The sequence below is a fragment of the Stenotrophomonas sp. SAM-B genome (genome assembly GCF_013387485.1).
GTDB classification, from domain to species: Bacteria; Pseudomonadota; Gammaproteobacteria; order Xanthomonadales; family Xanthomonadaceae; genus Stenotrophomonas; species Stenotrophomonas maltophilia_AA.
Genome location: NZ_JABBXB010000005.1, coordinates 253359 through 271866 on the forward strand (window position 1 = coordinate 253359; position 18508 = coordinate 271866).

16 protein-coding genes are annotated in these 18508 nt (G+C 67.2%); 5 read left to right on the plus strand and 11 right to left on the minus strand.

Annotation, left to right across the window (positions count from 1 at the left end; all coding sequences use genetic code 11):
- Positions 1-2: 2 nt before the first annotated feature.
- Both mqo and HH110_RS13230 read left to right on the plus strand, forming a co-directional pair.
- Positions 3-1700, plus strand: a complete 1698-nt coding sequence (gene mqo, locus HH110_RS13225; protein WP_176990087.1) for a malate dehydrogenase (quinone) — start codon at positions 3-5, stop codon at positions 1698-1700.
- 334 nt (positions 1701-2034) lie between these two features.
- On the plus strand, positions 2035-4233 hold the full coding sequence (locus HH110_RS13230; RefSeq protein WP_176990088.1) for a TonB-dependent siderophore receptor: 2199 nt from the start codon (positions 2035-2037) through the stop codon (positions 4231-4233).
- Positions 4234-4418: 185 nt separating this feature from the next.
- On the opposite strand, the gene HH110_RS13235 is transcribed toward HH110_RS13230, so the two are convergent.
- From HH110_RS13235 to HH110_RS13255, 5 genes are all read right to left on the minus strand, one after another.
- On the minus strand, positions 4419-5645 hold the full coding sequence (locus HH110_RS13235; protein ID WP_176990143.1) for an MFS transporter: 1227 nt from the start codon (positions 5643-5645) through the stop codon (positions 4419-4421).
- A gap of 215 nt (positions 5646-5860) precedes the next feature.
- The gene (locus HH110_RS13240; protein ID WP_176990089.1) at positions 5861-6538 is read right to left on the minus strand and encodes a methyltransferase; all 678 of its coding nucleotides are present in this window, start codon (positions 6536-6538) and stop codon (positions 5861-5863) included.
- A gap of 120 nt (positions 6539-6658) precedes the next feature.
- Positions 6659-7492, minus strand: a complete 834-nt coding sequence (locus tag HH110_RS13245) for a DNA-formamidopyrimidine glycosylase family protein (RefSeq protein WP_176990090.1) — start codon at positions 7490-7492, stop codon at positions 6659-6661.
- A complete protein-coding gene (locus HH110_RS13250; RefSeq protein WP_176990091.1) occupies positions 7485-8225 on the minus strand; it encodes a DUF72 domain-containing protein in 741 nt (246 codons plus the stop codon). Before HH110_RS13250 ends, HH110_RS13245 begins: the two co-directional genes overlap by 8 nt.
- Positions 8226-8236: 11 nt before the next feature.
- A complete protein-coding gene (locus tag HH110_RS13255; RefSeq protein ID WP_176990092.1) occupies positions 8237-8671 on the minus strand; it encodes a pyridoxamine 5'-phosphate oxidase family protein in 435 nt (144 codons plus the stop codon).
- 175 nt (positions 8672-8846) lie between these two features.
- Here HH110_RS13255 and HH110_RS13260 point away from each other — a divergent pair, with 175 nt between their 5' ends.
- On the plus strand, positions 8847-9161 hold the full coding sequence (locus HH110_RS13260) for a metalloregulator ArsR/SmtB family transcription factor (RefSeq protein WP_176990093.1): 315 nt from the start codon (positions 8847-8849) through the stop codon (positions 9159-9161).
- Positions 9162-9209: 48 nt separating this feature from the next.
- Complete coding sequence (locus HH110_RS13265) at positions 9210-10601, plus strand: DUF2867 domain-containing protein (RefSeq protein WP_342589242.1); 1392 nt, start codon at positions 9210-9212, stop codon at positions 10599-10601.
- A 117-nt stretch (positions 10602-10718) separates the two neighbouring features.
- On the opposite strand, the gene HH110_RS13270 is transcribed toward HH110_RS13265, so the two are convergent.
- From HH110_RS13270 to HH110_RS13280, 3 genes are all read right to left on the minus strand, one after another.
- Positions 10719-11627, minus strand: coding sequence for an alpha/beta hydrolase-fold protein (locus HH110_RS13270; RefSeq protein ID WP_342589244.1), 909 nt, complete (start codon positions 11625-11627; stop codon positions 10719-10721).
- 51 nt (positions 11628-11678) lie between these two features.
- Positions 11679-12872 carry a metallophosphoesterase gene (locus tag HH110_RS13275; protein WP_342589243.1) on the minus strand — a complete coding sequence of 398 codons (1194 nt, stop codon included), beginning with the start codon at positions 12870-12872 and terminating at the stop codon, positions 11679-11681.
- A gap of 117 nt (positions 12873-12989) precedes the next feature.
- Positions 12990-13451, minus strand: coding sequence for a DUF1801 domain-containing protein (locus HH110_RS13280; protein ID WP_176990096.1), 462 nt, complete (start codon positions 13449-13451; stop codon positions 12990-12992).
- A gap of 227 nt (positions 13452-13678) precedes the next feature.
- Between HH110_RS13280 and HH110_RS13285 the strand changes: the two genes are divergently transcribed.
- Positions 13679-15724, plus strand: a complete 2046-nt coding sequence (locus HH110_RS13285; RefSeq protein ID WP_176990097.1) for a TonB-dependent receptor — start codon at positions 13679-13681, stop codon at positions 15722-15724.
- Positions 15725-15838: 114 nt separating this feature from the next.
- On the opposite strand, the gene HH110_RS13295 is transcribed toward HH110_RS13285, so the two are convergent.
- From HH110_RS13295 to HH110_RS13305, 3 genes are read right to left on the minus strand one after another with little or no spacing between them, the layout of a single operon-like run.
- Positions 15839-16357 carry a GNAT family N-acetyltransferase gene (locus tag HH110_RS13295; protein WP_176990098.1) on the minus strand — a complete coding sequence of 173 codons (519 nt, stop codon included), beginning with the start codon at positions 16355-16357 and terminating at the stop codon, positions 15839-15841.
- A gap of 15 nt (positions 16358-16372) precedes the next feature.
- Positions 16373-17398, minus strand: coding sequence for an AI-2E family transporter (locus tag HH110_RS13300; RefSeq protein WP_176990099.1), 1026 nt, complete (start codon positions 17396-17398; stop codon positions 16373-16375).
- On the minus strand, positions 17389-18438 hold the full coding sequence (locus HH110_RS13305; RefSeq protein ID WP_176990100.1) for a LacI family DNA-binding transcriptional regulator: 1050 nt from the start codon (positions 18436-18438) through the stop codon (positions 17389-17391). The genes HH110_RS13300 and HH110_RS13305 overlap by 10 nt, the downstream gene beginning before the upstream one ends.
- Between the last annotated feature and the right edge of the window lie 70 nt (positions 18439-18508).

Sequence of the window (18508 nt, forward strand, 5' to 3'; positions counted from 1 at the left end):
CCATGAAAAAACTAGCGAAGGTCGTCCTCGGCCTGTTCGTGGTGTTGCTGTTGGCAGCGGCACTGTTCCTGTACTGGCCGCTGCATCAGCGCTCGGTCCCGGCCGCCGGCAACGACAAGCCGGTCGACGTCGTCCTGGTCGGCGGCGGCATCATGAGCATCACGCTCGCCACCTTCCTGCAGGAGCTGCAACCGGACTGGAACATCCAGGTCTATGAGCGCCTGGACGGGGTCGCACTGGAAAGTTCGGACGGCTGGAACAACGCCGGTACCGGCCATTCCGCGTTCGCCGAGCTGAACTACACCCCGGAACTGCCCGACGGCAGCATCGAGACCAAACGTGCGGTCGGCATCGCCGAGCAGTTCGAGATCTCGCGCCAGTTCTGGTCGCACCAGGTCCGCGAGGGCCGCCTGAGCCAGCCCAGCGATTTCATCAATCCGACCCCGCACATGAGCTTCGTCTGGGGCGATGAGAACATCGCCTACCTGCACAAGCGCCAGCAGGCGCTGGTCAAGAACCCGCTGTTCTACGGCATGCAGTACTCCGAGGACGCCGCGCAGATCAAGCAGTGGGCACCGCTGCTGATGGAAGGCCGCGACCCGAAGCAGAAGGTCGCCGCGACCTGGATGCCGCTGGGCACCGACGTGAACTTCGGGGTGATCACCCGCCAGCTCACCGCCGGCCTGCAACGCAGCCCGAATTTCAGGCTGCACCTCAACCATGAAGTGCGCGCCCTGCGCCAGAACGACGACAAGAGCTGGAACGTCACGGTCAAGGACCTGGCCTCGGACACCGAATCGACGATCAAGTCGCGCTTCGTCTTCATCGGTGCCGGTGGCGCCGCGCTCAAGCTGCTGCAGCTGTCGGGCATTCCGGAATCGAAGAACTATGCCGGTTTCCCGGTGGGGGGCCAGTTCCTGGCCTTCCAGTCGCCGGCGATCGCCGGGCGTCATTCGGTGAAGGCCTATGGCATGGCCGAAACCGGCTCGCCGCCGATGTCGGTGCCGCATCTGGATGCGCGCAAGCTGGATGGCAAGCCGGTGGTGCTGTTCGGGCCGTTCGCGCTGTACAGCACCAAATTCCTCAAGCATGGCTCGTGGTTCGACCTGTATTCCTCGGTCAACCACAACAACGTGGCCGGCATGATGGACGTGGGTCTGGAGAACCTGGACCTGGTGAAGTACCTGATGGGCCAGGCGCGCCTGAACGATGACGACCGCCAGGCCGAGCTGGTCAAGTACTACCCGAATGCCAAGCGTGAGGACTGGAAGCTGGTCACCGCCGGCCAGCGCGTGCAGATCATCAAGAACGACCCGGAGAAGGGCCCGATCCTGCAGTTCGGTACCGAGATCGTGACCGATCAGGACCACACCCTGGCCGCCCTGCTCGGCGCCTCGCCGGGTGCCTCGACCTCGCCGCCGATCATGCTCGACCTGCTCAAGAAGGCGTTCCCCGAGCAGATGGCCGCGGGCTGGGAAGCACGCCTGAAGGAAATCGTGCCGTCGTATGGCCGCAAGCTCAACGACAGTCCCGCGCTGACCAATGAGATCCGCCGCCTGACCAGCGAGACGCTGAAGCTGCCCTACCTGGACGTGCCGCTGGAAGGCGCGACCAGCCCGGCGGTGATGCTGACCCCGCCGCCGGCCGCCAAGCCGGCCGAGGCCAAGCGCAACGCCAACGAAGAACTGCAGGCCCTGTAAGCCTGCTCCGGCGGGGCCTGCGGGCCCTTGCCACGGTTTCCCTCCGGCCACCCTCGCGGTGGCCGGTTGCGTTTTTGGGTCTCTCGCCGCCGCTCGGCCCCTCTACGCCGACGCGGACGATTGTTCAAGAATTGTAAAGCGACTGAGAACGATTTACATTTACGCATCGCAGGGTTGTCGCTTCGGGCGGTTGACGGTCTCAACGGACTGCCGTCACCCCGGAGCTGCCCCACACCCTGCCTTTCCCAGGATGGATCTGCCCTGTGCCTGGCGCCTGCGCGCCGGCGTTGCCTGCCTGTTGCCCTCATTCCTTACTGCCCGTCCAGAGACCCCCATGTCCCTCCGCGCCCACCCGCTCCGCTCCCGCCGTGCCCCACTGGCCCTGGCCCTGCTTTCCGCCCTGTCGCTGACCGCTCCGCAGGCCTTCGCCGATGCGCTGGCCGACGCCAGCGGCAGTGCCGATGCCAAGACGCTGGACAAAGTCAGCGTGGTCGGTGCGCGCGCGATGCCCTCGAGCACCACGCGTCTGCCGATCAGCCTGCAGGAAACCCCGCAATCGGCGACCTCGATCGGCCTGCAGCGGCTGCAGGACGAATCGTTGTTCAGCATCAACGACGTGATGCGCAACGTCACCGGCGTCAGCGTCTCCTTCTACGACACCCAGCGCCCGCTGTACTACGCGCGCGGTTTTGCCATCACCGATTTCCAGGTGGACGGCATCCCCACCTACAGCGGCTCGACCAACCAGGAATACGACACCGCCTTCTACGATCGCGTTGAAGTGATCCGCGGCGCCAACGGCCTGCTGAGCGGGGCCGGCGTGCCGTCGGCCACGGTCAACCTGCTGCGCAAGCGACCGGGCAAGGAATTCGATGCCTCCTTTGCAGTGAGCGCCGGCAGCTGGGACTACCAGCGCATGGAAGCCGACGTCACCGCGCCGCTGACCGCCGATGGCCGGTTCCGCAGCCGCGTCGTCGCCGCCTACACCGACCGTGATCTGTATTACGACCGTTACCACGAGAACAAGATGGCCGGCATGGCCGTGCTGGAAGGTGACCTGACCGACAGCACCACGCTGACCGTGGGCTACCAGACCCAGGACAACAATCCGGTCGGTTCGACCTGGGGCACCGTGCCCTTCTTCGACAGCCAGGGCAACTTCGCGCACCTGCCGCGCTCGACCAACGTCGCCCCGAAGTGGAGCTACTGGCAGCGCGAGACCAGCACCGCGTTCGCGAACCTGGAACAGCGCTTCGGCGAGGACTGGCTGCTGAAGATCAACACCGCCTACACCCAGGGCAACGTGCAGAACGTGCGCGTGTACGGCAGCGGCTACCCCGATCCGGCCACCGGCGCGGGCATTTTCCTGCGCACCGCCGCCGGCGATTCGGAAGACACCCGTCGCAACGTCGATGCCTATCTGAGTGGCACCTTCACCCTGTTCGGCCGCGAACACGACCTGACCGTGGGCGGCCAGTGGGCGGATATCGAGGGCACCACGAACACCATCGCGCTGCGCTACCCCACCGACTGGGCACGGTGCGGAACCGAGCGCTGCTACTACATCCCGGACATCCGCGCGTGGGATGGCGACATCTCCGAAGTGACCTACTCGCGTACCGGCGCACGCCGCGTCGCCAAGACCACGCAGAGCGGCGTCTACGTGGCTACCCGCCTGCGCCTGGCCGATCCGCTGGCGCTGATCGCCGGTGCGCGCCTGAGCCGCTGGGAGACGCTGACCCGTTCCTACAACGCGGCCGGTGCGTACACCGGCACGAGCGGCGCCTACAAAGTGACCGATGAAGTCACGCCCTATGTAGGCCTGGTGTACGACATCACCCCGCAGGTGGCCGCGTATGCCAGCTACACCGAGATCTTCAACCCGCAGAACTTCAAGGACCGCAACGAAAACCTGCTGGCGCCGGTGGAAGGTTCGAATCTGGAAGCAGGCATCAAGTCGCAGTGGTTCGACGGTCGCCTGACCGCCAACGCGGCGGTATTCGAGGCCAAGCAGGACAACTACGCGGTACTCGATACGAGCGTGCCGGAGCGCTCGCTCAGCGATGGCAGCTCGGCCTACATCGGCATCAACGGCACCAAGGCACGCGGCTGGGAAGTGGACGTCAACGGCGAGATCCTGCCGGGCTGGACGGTCAATGCCGGCTTCACCCACGTCAAGGTGACCCGCGCGGCCACCGATCTGCTGTACGCCAACCCGGCCGAAGATCTGCTGCAGTTCAACACCCAGGTGCGGCTGCGCGGCGCGCTGGAGCGCCTGAGCGTGGGCGCGGGCGTGCAGTGGCAGAGCAAGGTGCAGGGCTACAACATCCCCTATCCGCTCGGCGGCACGGTGACGGTGAACCAGCCGGCCTACGCGCTGGTGCAGTTCAATGCCAACTACCGCATCAGCGACAGCTGGACGGCCACCCTCAGCGTGCGCAACGCGCTGGACAAGACCTACTGGGCGAACCTGGATTACAACAACTACGGCGAACCGCGCTTCGTCGCGTTGAGCCTGCGCTGGAAGTACTGAGGCCTGGCGACATCGCTGTGTTGAACGCACGGGTCGCCTTCGGGCGGCCCGTTTTTTTCCGCCCACCGCACACAGGTAGTGCCGGCCGCTGGCCGGCTCCTCAAGAACCCGACATCGTGCAGAGCCGGCCAGCGGCCGGCACTACCTTCTCGGCACCCTGCGTGGCGCCGGGGCCGCGGCCGGCACTACCGGGGCCGCGTCTCGCGCAGCGTCCACATCACCGGCAGCACCAGCACCGCGACCACCGCGATCATCGCGCCGGGCGCGGACGACCACCCGGTGTGCCGCACCAGCAACTCGGCCAGCAACGGCGTTGCCCCACCGAAGAACGCGGTCGCCATGGTGACGCCCAGCGCCAGGCCACTGAGTCGCCCTTCCCCGGGGAACTGCTCGGCCGTGGCGGGGGCCGCCACCGCGCTCACGCCGCCCGCGAGGCAGGCCAGCACCACCGCCGCCAAGCCGATCGCCACGGTACTGCCGCCGGCCATCAGCGAGAACATCGTCAGCGGCAGCAGGGCCGACAGCGCGGCCAACACAATCAACACCGGACGGCGCCCGACCCGGTCCGACAACGCGCCCGCCAGCGGGGTCACGACGATCACCGCCACCGCTGCGACCGTGGACAACCACAACGCCTCCGATTCACCGACCTTGCCGGCCGAGCCCAGGAACGCGGGCACATAGGTGATGCCGACGTAATAGGTGATCGAGCCCAACGCGGAGATCGCGAACGTGCGTGCAATGGCGGCCTTGTGGTGGCGCCAGGTATCGCGGATCGGTGACACCGGCACGGTACCTTCGGCCTGCTGGCGCTCGAACTCGGGCGACTCATGCATGGTCGAGCGTGCCAGCAGGATCGCACCGGCCAGTGCCGCACCGACGAAGAACGGAATGCGCCAGCCCCAGCCATCCAGCTGCGCCGTGCTGAGCAGCGCGACGGTCAGCGCCGACAGCGCGACCGCGAGCAATGCCCCTACTTCGCTCGCGGCCGAGGCCAGCGAGGTCACCAGCCCGCGACGGCGCACCGGCGCGGTTTCCAGCAGATATGCGACCACGCCCGTGTACTCGCCGCCCACCGAGAACGCCATCAGACAGCGCAGCAGCAGCAACAGCACACCGGCAGCGGCACCGATGCTCTCGAAGGTGGGCAGCAGGGCAGTGGCGAGCATCGCCACGGTCATCAGCAGCATCGAGGCCAGCAGCATGTAGCGTCGACCAAAGCGGTCGCCGAGGTGGCCGAACACCAGCGCCCCCAACGGACGCATCAGGTACGACACCGCGAAGCCGGCGAGCGTGGCCAGCAGTGCATTCTCGCCTCCGCCGAAAAACACGCGGGACAGCACCGTGGCCAGGTACAGGTAGAGCGTGAAGTCGTACCACTCCACCACCGTCGACAGGCCGGCAATGATCATCGAGCGCGTACGTGGGCGCGTACCGGGCGCGGTGGGCGCCGGGCTCAAGCGTGCTTCCTGTGGGCGCGCAGGCCGTCGCGGATCGACAGCGGAAGAAATCGCATCGGGCTACTCCCGGCCGCCTCGGCCGCATCTGGACGGCGACAGCCTACGACAGCCGATCTGCACGCCGCGTCACGGGAGCGCGGCGTTGTCGCAACGCGCCCCGCCCGCGCTCAGGCCGCGGCCACGGGTCGGACCGCACCTCGCCGATAGCTCAGCAACCGGCCATTGCCCGGCGCATTGCCCTCGTCCTCGAACAGCCCAAGTTCTTCGGTCACGTCGAAGCCCTGCAGGGCCATGCCACGCGAGAACGACCCGACGTTGCCGCGGCCGGGGTCGGTGATCAGCAGCTCGGCCACGGGTTTGGCATGCCGCAGCATCATTGCCGCGACCTGATGGGCATGCCCCCGCTCGTAGAGGATGTCACTGCCGATGATCAGGTCGAAGCGGCCGAGTGAGCCATCGGGGACTTCCCAGGGAAGGTCGCGATAACTGACGGCCGGCAGGTCGTTGAGCCCGGCGTTGTAGGCGAGGAACGATTCGGCCAGGGGATGGTGATCGGTCGCAACGACGTCGGCACCCCGATGCGCGAGCACCAGGCTGGACAGGCCCAGCCCGCAGCCCAGTTCCAGGATGCGTTTACCGGCCACATCGAAGTGGCTCATGGTGTCGGCCAGCGCGCGGCCGGCCGGCCAGATCTGGCCGAACAGGCTCCACAGCGAAGAATGGATACCGGCGCGCTCGGCGCGCCCGGTGGGATCGGAGAACTGCTGCAGGTCGCTGAGCGCGCGGATGCGGAAGTCGTGGCCGCCGACCGGAATGGTGAGGATGCGGGTGGTATAGCCCGGCATGTGCGCTCCGTGGGACACGGGAGCCTTCATTCCGGGATCGGCATGAAGGGCTCGGAGAAAGGAGCGGGGGCGATCAGGTGTCGATCGCGCAGGACGCGCGCAAGCACGTGTGACCCCATCCTACGCCATGCGCACAGACCTGGCTGAACGCCTCGGCGCCGCCTTGCGTGGCGTCGGTGGGGCCTTGCGTGGCATCGGCGGAGCCTTGCGTACGGCGGGCGCGGTGCCATAGCGCACCTGGCAGACGGGGCAGAAGAAGGTCCGCCGCCGGGTCGTGCCCGGGTAGGTCTTGCTGAGCGGGCCACCGCAGTGGGGACAGGTGCGCTTGGTGTGGACCAGCCAGTGCTGGCGCAGCACGAACTGCCGTTTCCAGTCCAGGAAGTCGAAACTGTACTGCCGCGCCTGTTTGATGACCTCGCCCAGCTTGCGCGGTGGCAGCGCGCCGACCGTGGATTCGGGATGCACACGCGTACGGAACAGCACCTCGTTCTTGATGATGTTGCCCACGCCGGCAAAGATGTCCTGGTCCAGCAGCGCGTCGCAGATCAACGTCTCCGGCTGCTGCTTGAGTTTACGTCGCGCCAGTGTCGGATCCCACGCCGGATCCATCACATCGCCGCGCCAATCGTAGGTGTCCGCCAGCGCGCCTTCGATGTACTTCACCGACGAGGCATAGATGTTGAGCTCGCCATTGTCGAACTGCAGCGACACCCGCGGTGGCGAGGGCTTGCGCTCATCGATGCGGTAGCTGCCGAACATCAGCATGTGCACGCGCAGGCTGAAGCCGCGGAATTCGATCAGGAAGTGCTTGCCCCAGCTGCGCAGCGCGACCACGCGGCGGCCTTCCATGCGGGTGAGGTCGAGCGAGCTGTTGCCGGTGGCCAGCCGCACAGTCTTGCCGCGGAACTTGGCGGCCGCTTCCCGCAGGATGACGATGGAAGGACCTTCAGGCATGCGTGGTGATCTCCTTCAGGCGCAGGGCATTGGCGATCGCAAAGCCATGGGCGGTGTTGTCGAAGATCACCCACGGTGCCTGCGCCTGCCCGGGCTGCTGCATGACCTGTGTCGCCAGAGAGGCCAATGCTGCATCCGGGTAGTCGCTGTAGTACATGCGCGGCGAACCGTGCCAGCGCCAGTAGTGCCAGCCCTGCGCGCCGCCCGGCAGCGCGGCGGCGGCAACGCGCGCCGGATCCACCGCGGCCCGGGAAATCGCGTGGCGCTGCAGCAGCGCATCAGCCTGCGTGCTGAACCAACTGGCATGGCGGGGCTCGCAGACCACAGGCACCGGGGTGCGTCGACGCAGCGCGCGGAAAAAGCTCCCGGCGCGGCGCGTATCCAGTGCCAGCGATGGCGGCAACTGCAGCAGCAGGGCGCCCAACGTACGCCCCAGTCCACCCACCTCGTCCAGGAAGCGGTCCAACAGTGGACCCACGCCGACCAGTCCGGAATCGTGCGAGATGGTCCGCGGCAGCTTTACCGAGAAGCGAAAGTTGGTCGGTACGGTGGCCGCCCAGCGCGCGTAGGTCGCGCGTTGGTGCGGCCGGTAGAACGAGGAGTTGATCTCCACCACGTCAAAGCGCGTGGCATAGCGCGCCAACAGGCTGTCGCCGGGCCCGAAGTGCGTGGCGTACCGGCTGGGGATCGACCAGCCGGCACACCCGATCTTCGGCATACGCGACGCGGCCATGCGTGCCTCCTTCAGCGCAGGATTTCGCCCTGGTCTTCCCCATCCCAGTAATGGATGCGCGCCGCAGCCACCTGGATCAGGACCAGCCCAGGGCTATCCACCCCCTGCGCGAACCAGCGCTCCAGATCTTTCACCCAATGCTGCTGCATCACCGCCTTGTCGCGGATCAGGGTCGCCCTGCCCTGCACCGCCACGAACAGCGGCGGCTTGCCCAGCAGCGACTTGCTGCCGGTGAAGCTCAGCGCCACCTTCGGGTCGTGCGTGATCTCGCGGACCATGTCGGTGTCTTCGGTGGTGAAGAACCAGCTGTCGCCGTCGTAGTCCACATCACCGTTGTTGCTCATAGGCCGCGCCGCGATCTCGCCGCTGTCGGCATGGGTCTGCAGCATGGTGAAGTCGATGTTGGCCATCTTCTTGGCCAGTTCGGGCAGGGTCAGCGTGGTCATGGCGGATCCGGGTTGGGGACAGGCTGCCAGCGTCGGCCGATGGCAGTGACCGTGCCGTGGAGGGCCGCTGTCCTGGCCTTCACGCCGTGCCGGAGCGTCGTCCCGACCGCGCAGGCGCTTGACAGCCGCCCGCCGACGGAACACCATCAGTTAACGAATTAGTTAATTACCGCCCGTGGACCGCATCTTCGAAGCCCTCGCCTCCACCGCACGCCGTCAGATCCTGGCCTACCTCAATGGCGGCGAGTTGAGCGCGGGCGAGCTGGGCGAGCGCTTCGATTTCAGCAAGCCGGCGCTGTCCAGCCACCTGCGCATCCTGGAAGACGCCGGGCTCATCAAGCGCGAGAAGCGTGGCCAGTTCGTGTACTTCCGGCAGGTGCCCGACACGCTGGCCAATACCCTGTTCGCGTGGGCCGCCGAGGTCTGTCCGGTGGGCGGCCCGCTGCAGCGTGAAAGCCGTGCCCGTGCCCGCCGCAAACCCACCGCGTGAGCTGAGCGACCCAACGACAAGGAGATCGGCATGCAGGACATCGCACACGTGAGTCGTTCGTTTCCCAGCATCAGCCTGCCCTCCTGCGGCGACGGCAGCCCGGTCGAGGTGGCGTTGATCGCCCAGCTCGGGATCGGCGCCGGCGATGCGCTGCTGCGCGACGCGGGCCTGCGCCAGTCGCAGCATCCGCGCTTCGTTGATGCACTGGACGAACCCTCCGCGCGGCTGGGGGGCATGCACTTGGCGCACGGCGATGCGTCGTCGCTGTATTCGTTCTCGGTAGGCCGCACCGGCCATCCGTTCCATCGCCATGCCGGCCCGCGCATGTTCACCGCCATTGCCGGCAGCGGCGGCGCACAGCTGCGTTTTTCCACCGCGTCCGACGCACAACTGCAGCAGGACCCGGCCGCCTTCGTGCGCGCCCTGCGCTGCATCGACGTGCCGCCGGACTGCCTGTTCACCGTGCGCTTCGGCAGCGGTACCTGGCACCAGTTCGTGTCCCGCCATCCCCGGCACGCGGCGCTGTTCGCGCTGTCCTGCCATGCCGATGAGCGCAGTGGCGCATTGAGCGATGCGCAACGTGCACGCATCGATGCAGGCGCCGCTGACATCCCCTCATTGACCGAGACCCTGCCGCCGGCGTTGCAGCAGCTGCTTGACCAGACCGACCTGGACCAGCTTCCGCGGCTGACGCTGTCGCTGCGCGCGCCGGCCGCTTCGGTGCTGGCCCGCTGGTGCGCCGGCAGCCGCGACCTGGTCGGCCGGGTGCGCAGCGGCTTGGTGCGGTTGCGCCCTGCCCATGGCTACATCGGGCAGCGCGCGGCATGCGGCACGCTGGGCATGCAACCCGCAGCGCCCGCCGATTCCCTGCTGCAGCAGGCGTTGCCGCAGGGCTTCGACCATCAGGATTACACCTATGTCACCCTGCCCGCCCACAGCATCGGCGGGCACTCGGCGCGTGCGCTGCTGGAAGCGGTGCTGGAGGGATTCGTCCGCAACCCACCGCCGGGCGTGGGCCGGCTGATGGCCCTGCGCAACGTGCTGGTGACCCCCTTGCGGCTGCGCACCTCGCCGCTGGGCTGCCCGGTGTCCTCGCTGCTGTCTGACGGGCCCGGCGAGCGGTTCGCCGGTCGCTTCCCGGTGCGTGCCCAGGCCACCGACGACGACGGCCGCAGCGCCGAAGTCCTGCTCGGCGCCGACGACCGCCACCTGCAGTTCCGCTCGTGCGTGCGCGTGCAGGTGCTGGACGATGGTGCGGCGGTGATTGGGCTGGGCACCCGGGTGCGCACGCTCAACGCGTTCGGCCGCCTCTACATGGTGGCGATCAACCGGGTGCACCGCCGCCACCTCAGCCCGGCGATGCTGCGCATGGCCGTGGCACACGCGCTGGCACCGGAACTGGCCACCGCGATAGCGCTGCAGGACACTGCCCTGGCCTGATCGGGTGGGCGCAGCGCTGGTGATCCGCGAGCCGCGCGACCTGCGTCGCCAGGTCGCCCGCTGCGCGCTCGCCGAAGCGGGCGTCAAACAACGGCACGGTGCGCACCGTCTGCATGCTCAGCCCCCGTTGTACGGTCCGGTGCCCGGGTAAACCTGCAGCAGCGCGCGGGTGAGCGTGCTGGGGTACACGGTGAGGTGGTCTTCGGCCGGCACCACGCGATTGTCCACCTGCAGCCCCTGGTAGCCGCGCTGGCGCAGGCGATCGGCGAATGCCTGCGTATCGCGCACCATGTCGTTGCGCGGGCCGTCTACGGCATCGGGCGTGGGCGTCTCTTCACTGCCGATCGCCAGCAGTACCCGTGCCGGCAGTGCGCGGTGCTGCTGCGCGTAGTCCTGTTCAAGGCGGTCGATATAGTGCCCGTCGAACCACAGCGAGGGGCTGGACAGGATGTAGGTCTGGAACATCTGCGGGCGTGTGAGCAGCACATAGGTGCCGAACAGCCCCCCGTAGGAATGCCCGGCGAAACTGCGCCGCGCCGGATCGGTACGGTAGCGCGCGTCCACCGCGGGCAACACGTGCGTGGCCAGGAAATCGCGGTAGTGCGCGGCACCGCCGTAGACCACGTCGTCGCTGTAGTCATCGTCGGCACTGCGTTGCGGCTGGGTGGGCGTGTAGTCGCGCGAGCGGCTCTGCTTGGAGGTCAGCCCCTGCTGCGGCGGCAGCCCGACCAGGATGAAATCTTCCAGGTTGGCGCCGCCCTGCCCCACCAGGTTGCGCACGCTGCGCACCAGCGGAAAGCTGTACAGCGCGTCGGTGACGAACAGCACCGGGTAGCGCCGCTCCGGGTGCTGCGCGTAGCTGGCCGGCAGCGCCACCCAGATCGGATAGTCGCGCCCGGCCGGATCATGCACGCTCCAGCTCTCGGTGTCGGGCAGGACCACGCCTGCCGCCGGCACCGCCGCCGCAGGCGTGCTGCGCAGCGCATCGCCGTGCAGCGCACAGCCACCGGCGGTGGCCAGCACCATCATCGTTCCCAGCACGTTGCGCATTGCTTTCATCCGCCTTCTTCCGCCCTATCAGCGCGCAAGCGTCGCAATTCCCTGCGGGCTTGCCAAGCCGGCGCGTTCAGCCGCGGTGCGGCTGGCCGCGCCTTGGCGCAGCGTGATCAGGGTGATCTCCGACGGCACGCCGATACGTGCCGCGAAGCCCGGCCACAGCCCGGCACCGTTGCTGACATACAACGTCATGCCATCCACCTCGTAGCGGCCGGATACAAAGCCGCCGTTGGCGCGCTTGACCAGCTGGTCCATGCCGACGATGTGGCCGCCATGGGTGTGGCCGGAAAGCTGCAGCGCCACACCCTTCGCGGCATTGGCGCGTGCCTCCACCGGGCGATGGTCGAGCAGGATCACCGGCGCCTGCGGGTCTGCCCCGGCCAGCGCGGTGGCGAGGTCCGGCATGGGCAGGCCGTAACGCGCGGCCACCGGATCGGTGACGCCGGCGATGGTCAGCACGGCGCCTTCGCGGCGAACCTCGGTGTGGCTGTTCTCCAGCACCTGCATGCCCTGCCCCCGGAACGCCTGCATCCACTCGGCGTACTGAGCGTAGTACTCGTGATTGCCGGTGATCGCGATGACACCATCGGGTGCCTGCAGTCTGGCCAGAGGCGCGAAGTCGTTGGCGCGGGCGCTGACAGTGCCGTCGATCAGATCACCGGTGATCACCACCAGGTCAGGATGCAGGGCGTTGCTCTCGGCCACCACCTTCTCGACCCAGCCACCGGTGAGCAGGCGGCTGGCGTGGATGTCGGTGAGCTGAAGCACGCGATAGCCATCGAACGCGGCCGGCAGCCCGTCGATGGCCACCTCGATCTGGCGCGGCTTGGGGACCGCCATGCCCTGCCAGATACCGTAGGCGGAGAGCAGCAACGCCAGTGTGCCCGCCGCAGGGCGCAGCCACGGCGCACGCAGGATCGGCAGCACGCGCCGCGCCCGCACCAGTCGCGCGATCAGCAGCAGCGCATCCAGCACAAGCACGAACACCGCACTGATCAGCAGCGTGGTGAACCCGGTCGCGAGCACCGCGATCAACGCTTTGGGAATCTCGGGCGAGGCCATGGTCCCGGCGAACTGCGCCACGATCCGGTGGTGCAGCGCCAGCGCCACCACCAGCAGCCCCAGCACGAGCCGGACCGGACGCGGCAACCGCAACGGCCAGATCAGCCGCCATACCAGATACAACGCAAGCAAACAGCCGATCACACTCAGCACAGGCACATCCTGGAAACGTTGGGGGGGGAATGGGCCGGCCGCATCGCTGCCGCCTCGCCCAGCCCTTCATCGTTGCCGAATCGCGCGGCGTGTTCCAGTGCAGGAGGTCGTGATGATTCAGGCAAAGCGCTGGCTCGCCTTCGCACGCGCTGCAGCGGCGGGGAGCTTCGCTGCCCGGTTGCGCGCGATCGCGGCGCGGATCAATGCCTTGAACGCGGTGGCGCTGATCGTTTCGCCCTCGTGCAGATCGATGGCGCGGCGGGTGTTGCCCTCCAGGCTCGCATTGAACAGCCCCTTCGGATCGGGCAGCGCCGCGCCCTTGGCGAAGGTCAGCTTCACGGCCGCCTTGTAGGTCTCGCCGGTGCACAGGATGCCGTCATGCTCCCACACGGGCACGCCTCGCCACTTCCAGGTTTCCACCACCGCCGGATCGACCTGGTGGATCAGGCTGCGGATGCGCGCCAGGGTCTCGCCCCGCCAATCATCCAGCGACTGGATGCGCGCATCGATCTGCTGCGAGGCGGACGGCTCGCTGGCTACGGCAGCGCGCGGGGTCGTACGGGCTTTGGGCTGGGTCATGAGGTCACCACCGATCGCCATGGGCGGCCCGGTCGGCAGCGCCCTTCGTGCGCCTTATAGACCTGATCGAAGGGCCCATCAAGCATGCGGCGCCTGGCAGAACTCAGGGGAAGCAAACATTAATGCAATGTTATATCATTTCTTTGTTGGCACCCCGTCCCCTCAGCGAGCGAACTCTGTCCGCTTGCCCTACCCCTGTCCTCACGGCTACTGAAAGGCACAACTAGATGAGAACCAAGGCAATGGTGTCCGCCGTGCTGGCGACCCTCTGCGCCGGCGAAGCGCGCGCGCAGTCCAGCGATGCGGCAATCACGCTGGGCAGCGTGCACGTGCGGGAAGGCTCCCGCCGTCCCCTCGCCGCGAACCGCGTGCTGACCTCGGTGGATGTGATGGGCGGCGACCAGGTGCATGAGAAGAACGTCTCCAACAGCTGGGAGCTGGTCGGTCAGATGCCGGGCATGCAATTGACCGAAACCCGCCAGGGCGCGGAGTCCGGCAAGGCCACCTTCCGCGCGTTCAATGGCGAGGGCTACCTCAACGGCATCAAGATCCTGATCGACGGCATTCCCAGCAACGTCAACAGCGGCAACCAGCGCTTCATCGACATGGTGTTTCCGCTGGACATCGACTACATCGAGGTCGTGCGCGGCACCAACGACCCGCGCTACGGCCTGCACAACATCGGCGGCAACATCAATCTCGGCACCCGCCAGGGCGGTACCTACACCGATGCGCGGCTCACGTATGGCAGCTACAACACCCGCGAAGCGCAGGTCGCGATCGGACGCGAAGCCAACGGTGTCGCGCAGAACTACTTCCTGGCCTCGCAGGCCTCCGACGGCTACCGCGACCACGACCGTTCGAAGAAGTACTCGCTGGGCGGCAAGTGGTTCTACAGCGGCGACGGTGACCTGTTCAACCTCGGCCTGATCGCGCGCGTGTACCACCACGAGGCGGACGAACCCGGTTTCATGACTGCCGATGAGTTGGCCACGGACCGCCGAGGATCCGCACTCAAGAATGCCAACGACGTCGATGACCGCGACATGCGCCATCTCAGCACCCATCTGGATCTGCAACTCAGCGATACGGTGCACGTCAGCAACAAGCTGTACTACAACCGCTACGAGGACGACCGGCAGGTGACCTTCACCAGTTTCGTGCCCGGCAACGCACCGCGCCAGCGCCGCCAGTGGGATGAGACACAGACCGGCCTGCTCAGCACGCTGACCTGGGCAGCCACGCCTGCGCTGACGGTCGAGGGCGGTCTGAATGCCGAGCACCAGGACAACAGCTACCGTCGCCTGCGCTATGCCCATTCCGTTCCCACCGATTTCTCGACCCCGGCGCGGATCCAGAACGATGACCGCTACACGCTGGACAACTTCGGTGCGTACGTACAGGCCGTGTACCAGCCCACGCCTGCGTTGAAGATCGTGCCGGCCTACCGCGTCGACCGCTTTTCCGGCAGGACCCGCCTGCCCGGTGGCATCACCGCCCCGCTGCAGCGCTACGGCACCATCGAACAGCCCAAGCTGAGCGTGGTCTATGCGATCACCCCCGCGCTCAACGTCTATGCCAACTGGGGCAGGACGTTCCAGGTGCTGACCGGTTCCACCGCACCGGCCTACCTCACTGCCGGCCAAGACACGTTCCGGCCCTCGATCAATACCGGCAAGGAGGTGGGTATCAAGTTCACTCCGGCCGTCGGCACCGACGCGCGCATCGCGGTGTGGCGCCAGGATGCGACCGACGAAGTCGCCAACATGCCGGCCACCGGCACCTCGGTCGGCCTCGGCCAGACCCGTCGCGAAGGCGTCGATCTGCAGTTCAGCTCGCGGCTGGGCGATCACTGGACGCTGTGGGCCTCGCACGCGATCCAGCAGGCCAAGGTGGTCCGCGCGTTCACCACCGACGGCACCGCCCTCGCCGGCAACGAGGTCATCGCCACGCCGCGCTACATCAGCAACCTCGGGCTCGACTACCGCAGCAACGAACGCTGGAGCTTCGGGCTGCAGGGCCGGATGCAGGGCGACTACTACATTGAAGAGCGCAACACGCGGGGAAAATTCGGCGCCTTCGCGGTGCTCGATGCCAGCGCGTCGTACCAGCTGTCCGAGCGGCTGAGTGTCGATGTGCAGGTCAAGAACCTGACCGGCCGCGACTATGCCTATGCGTGGTACGACACCTTCTTCTGGGGCGGCGATGACCAGCCGATGTTCTCGCCAGCACCGGGGCGCGCGGCCTACGTGTCATTGAACCTGAAACTCTAGGGCAGCCTTCCCCTCACATCCGTTCGCCGGGCAGCCGGCTGGCCTGCTGTACCCAGGCATGGAACTGTGCTTCGTCCAGCGGCACGCCTTCCTCGATGCGCCGCACGCGGCTGATCAGCGTTGTGCGTGGGGCCGGTAGCGGTAGACCCGATCCGTGGTGTCCATCCGGGGCGCCGTCGCATCCAACACGCCGCCAAGACGTCGCGCGACCTGGGCCGATGCGGCGTTGGTCGGTGTCATGTAGCTGACCAGGGTGGACAACGCCAACGCGGAGAACCCCCAATCACGCAGCGCTGCAGCGGCCTCAGTGGCGTATCCCTGGCCTTCATGGCCGGCGTAGAGCAACCAGCCCAGTTCCCTCTCCGGGAATAGCGGCCCATGATTGATCCCCACCTGCCCGATGCATGCACCGGTCGCGTTGAGATCGATCATCAACGCGCCATGCCCCAGCAGCGGCCACTGCGCCAGGTCATGGCAGAACAGGCCCCAGGCCGAACGTTCGTCCATCGGCCCACCCACGCCGACCGCGCGGGGTGAGGCCAGGAAGGCCGCATAGGCCGGGAAATCGTCCATGACCTGCGGACGCAGGGTCAACCGGGCGGTGGTAAGCGTGATGATGTCGTACGACGGCATGGGACGTTGCTCAGCTCAGATCCAGCGCTGGTCCAGCAGTTCACGCTTGATGTAGGCGTAGAACACCGGCGCCGCGACCAGGCCCGGCAGACCGAAGGCGGCCTCCATCAGCAGCATCGCCAGCAGCAGCTCCCACGCCCTCGCCTGGATCTCTCCTCCGACGATGCGCGCGTTGAGGAAGTACTCCAGCTTGTGGATGACTACCAGGTACAGCAGTGCGACCACGGCGACGTAGAAGGACACCGACAGCGCCACGATGGTGATGATGGTGTTGGAGATGATGTTGCCCACCACCGGCAGCAGGCCGGCCAGGAAGGTGATCAGCACCAGTGTCTTGGACAGCGGCAGGTGTACGCCGAACAGCGGCAGTACCCCGAGCAGGAAGATGGCGGTGAACAGCGTATTGAGCAGGGAGATCTTCACCTGCGCGAACACCACCTGGCGGAAGGCCGTGGCCAGGCGGCTGGTGCGGCCGATCAGCTCGCGCGCCAGCGGCCCCATTTTCGGCAGAGGCAGCTCGTCGTAGAGCGCGATCATCGCGCCCAGCACCATGCCGATCAGGATCCGCACGCTGATCTGCACCGCCGAGGTACCGGCGATGCCCAGCTGCTGGCGGTGCGTGGCGGCCCAGTCGTTCATCGCCGTGCGCAGCGCCTGCAGGTCTTCGGGGATGTACGGCTGCAGCAGGTCCGGCACCTGGTGGCGCGAGGTATTGAGGATGTCCATCAGCCGCATCAGCAGCGCATCCGGCCCACCGGTTTCATTGCGGAAAAACGAGGCTATGCCGATCGCAGCGAGGGTCAGTACGCCGATGATCAGCGCTGACAACACGATCACCGAGTACGCGCGTGCGCGCCCTGGCGGCAGCTTGCCTTCGACGGTGGAGGCCAGCAGGTGGGTCAGGTGGAACACCAGCAGGCCAGACAGCAGGGTCACCACCAGCCCGAGTTTCAAGGTCAGCCACATGCCCAGCAGCATCAGCACCCAGGCCGCGATGCGGGCGGTGGGCGGCTTGGGCAACGCGGGGATCACTATGGACATGCGGGCGCATCCTGACGGGTGGCCCATGGTAGTGGATGTGATGCGGGCGCAGCCGTCGAGCCCCGCAGCATCAAGCTGAAATCCAGGGTCTGCTGAAGCGGCACATCGACACGTTCGATGATGGCGAGCAGCAGGTTGACCGCGCGGGCACCGATCTCGCGCATCGGTTGCCGGATGGTCGTCAACGGCGGCGTGAGATAGCAGGACGACGCCAGGTCGTCGAAGCCGACGACGGACAGATCACCCGGCACCCGGATGCCCAGATCACGGCAGGCCGCCAGGACGCCCAGCGCCATCTGGTCGCTGAAGCAGAACACTGCGGTCGGCACCGGCGCGCGCGCCAACAGCGCCATCCCGGCCGCGTGGCCGGATTCGACGGAGAAGTCGCCCGGCACCACGCCCAGCTGGCGCAGGCGGCCACGCGCCCTGGCGGCAGCGCGAACCCCTTCGAGCCGTTGCTGGTGGAGGGGGTTGTCGGGCGGCCCGCCCACCACGGCGATCCGTTCGTGCCCCAGTCCATACAGGTGTTCCATCACGGCGCGCGCGGCGGCCGCGTTGTCGATATGGACACTGGGAATCCCGACCGCAGGATCGAACTCGCATCCATTGACCACCGGCGCAGCGGCGCCCAGCTGCTGGACGATCGCGCGCGCCGTCGGCGGAAGGCGATGCCCCAGCACGATCAGACCGTCGGCCTCGTTGCGCCGGAGCATCTGCGCGTAGCGCTCCTCGCGGTCGGGTTGATGCTGGGTATCGCCCAGCAGGACGGCGTAGCCAACGGCCTGCGCGGCGTCCTCCGCACCCTGCAGGATCTGGGCGAAGAACGGATTGGCGATGTCCGGGACGGTGACCAGGATCTTGCCGCTGCGCTGGGTCTTGAGCGTGCGGGCAACCGTGTTGGGCACATAGCCCAGCGCGGCGGCGGCCTGCTCGATGCGGGTACGCGTGGCCGGCAGGACTTTCTCCGGCCGGGACAGCGCCCGCGACACGGTGCCGGCGGAGACGCCGACGTGCTTTGCGATGTCGTAGATGGTTGCCATGGCGTCAGTGTTTCTGTCCGCTGTGCACTGCACAACGCGTCCTGCGAAAGCCCCTGCTAGGATAATGCAA

What these genes read in the sequence shown, in the direction of transcription:
- mqo (WP_176990087.1), top strand. Translation starts at nt 3, where the DNA reads ATGAAAAAACTAGCGAAGGTCGTCCTCGGCCTGTTCGTGGTGTTGCTG.
- HH110_RS13230 (WP_176990088.1), top strand. Translation starts at nt 2,035, where the DNA reads ATGTCCCTCCGCGCCCACCCGCTCCGCTCCCGCCGTGCCCCACTGGCC.
- HH110_RS13235 (WP_176990143.1), bottom strand. Translation starts at nt 5,645, where the DNA reads ATGATCATTGCCGGCCTGTCGACGGTGGTGGAGTGGTACGACTTCACG.
- HH110_RS13240 (WP_176990089.1), bottom strand. Translation starts at nt 6,538, where the DNA reads ATGCCGGGCTATACCACCCGCATCCTCACCATTCCGGTCGGCGGCCAC.
- HH110_RS13245 (WP_176990090.1), bottom strand. Translation starts at nt 7,492, where the DNA reads ATGCCTGAAGGTCCTTCCATCGTCATCCTGCGGGAAGCGGCCGCCAAG.
- HH110_RS13250 (WP_176990091.1), bottom strand. Translation starts at nt 8,225, where the DNA reads ATGGCCGCGTCGCGTATGCCGAAGATCGGGTGTGCCGGCTGGTCGATC.
- HH110_RS13255 (WP_176990092.1), bottom strand. Translation starts at nt 8,671, where the DNA reads ATGACCACGCTGACCCTGCCCGAACTGGCCAAGAAGATGGCCAACATC.
- HH110_RS13270 (WP_342589244.1), bottom strand. Translation starts at nt 11,627, where the DNA reads ATGGTGCTGGCCACCGCCGGTGGCTGTGCGCTGCACGGCGATGCGCTG.
- HH110_RS13280 (WP_176990096.1), bottom strand. Translation starts at nt 13,451, where the DNA reads ATGACCCAGCCCAAAGCCCGTACGACCCCGCGCGCTGCCGTAGCCAGC.
- HH110_RS13285 (WP_176990097.1), top strand. Translation starts at nt 13,679, where the DNA reads ATGAGAACCAAGGCAATGGTGTCCGCCGTGCTGGCGACCCTCTGCGCC.
- HH110_RS13295 (WP_176990098.1), bottom strand. Translation starts at nt 16,357, where the DNA reads ATGCCGTCGTACGACATCATCACGCTTACCACCGCCCGGTTGACCCTG.
- HH110_RS13300 (WP_176990099.1), bottom strand. Translation starts at nt 17,398, where the DNA reads ATGTCCATAGTGATCCCCGCGTTGCCCAAGCCGCCCACCGCCCGCATC.
- HH110_RS13305 (WP_176990100.1), bottom strand. Translation starts at nt 18,438, where the DNA reads ATGGCAACCATCTACGACATCGCAAAGCACGTCGGCGTCTCCGCCGGC.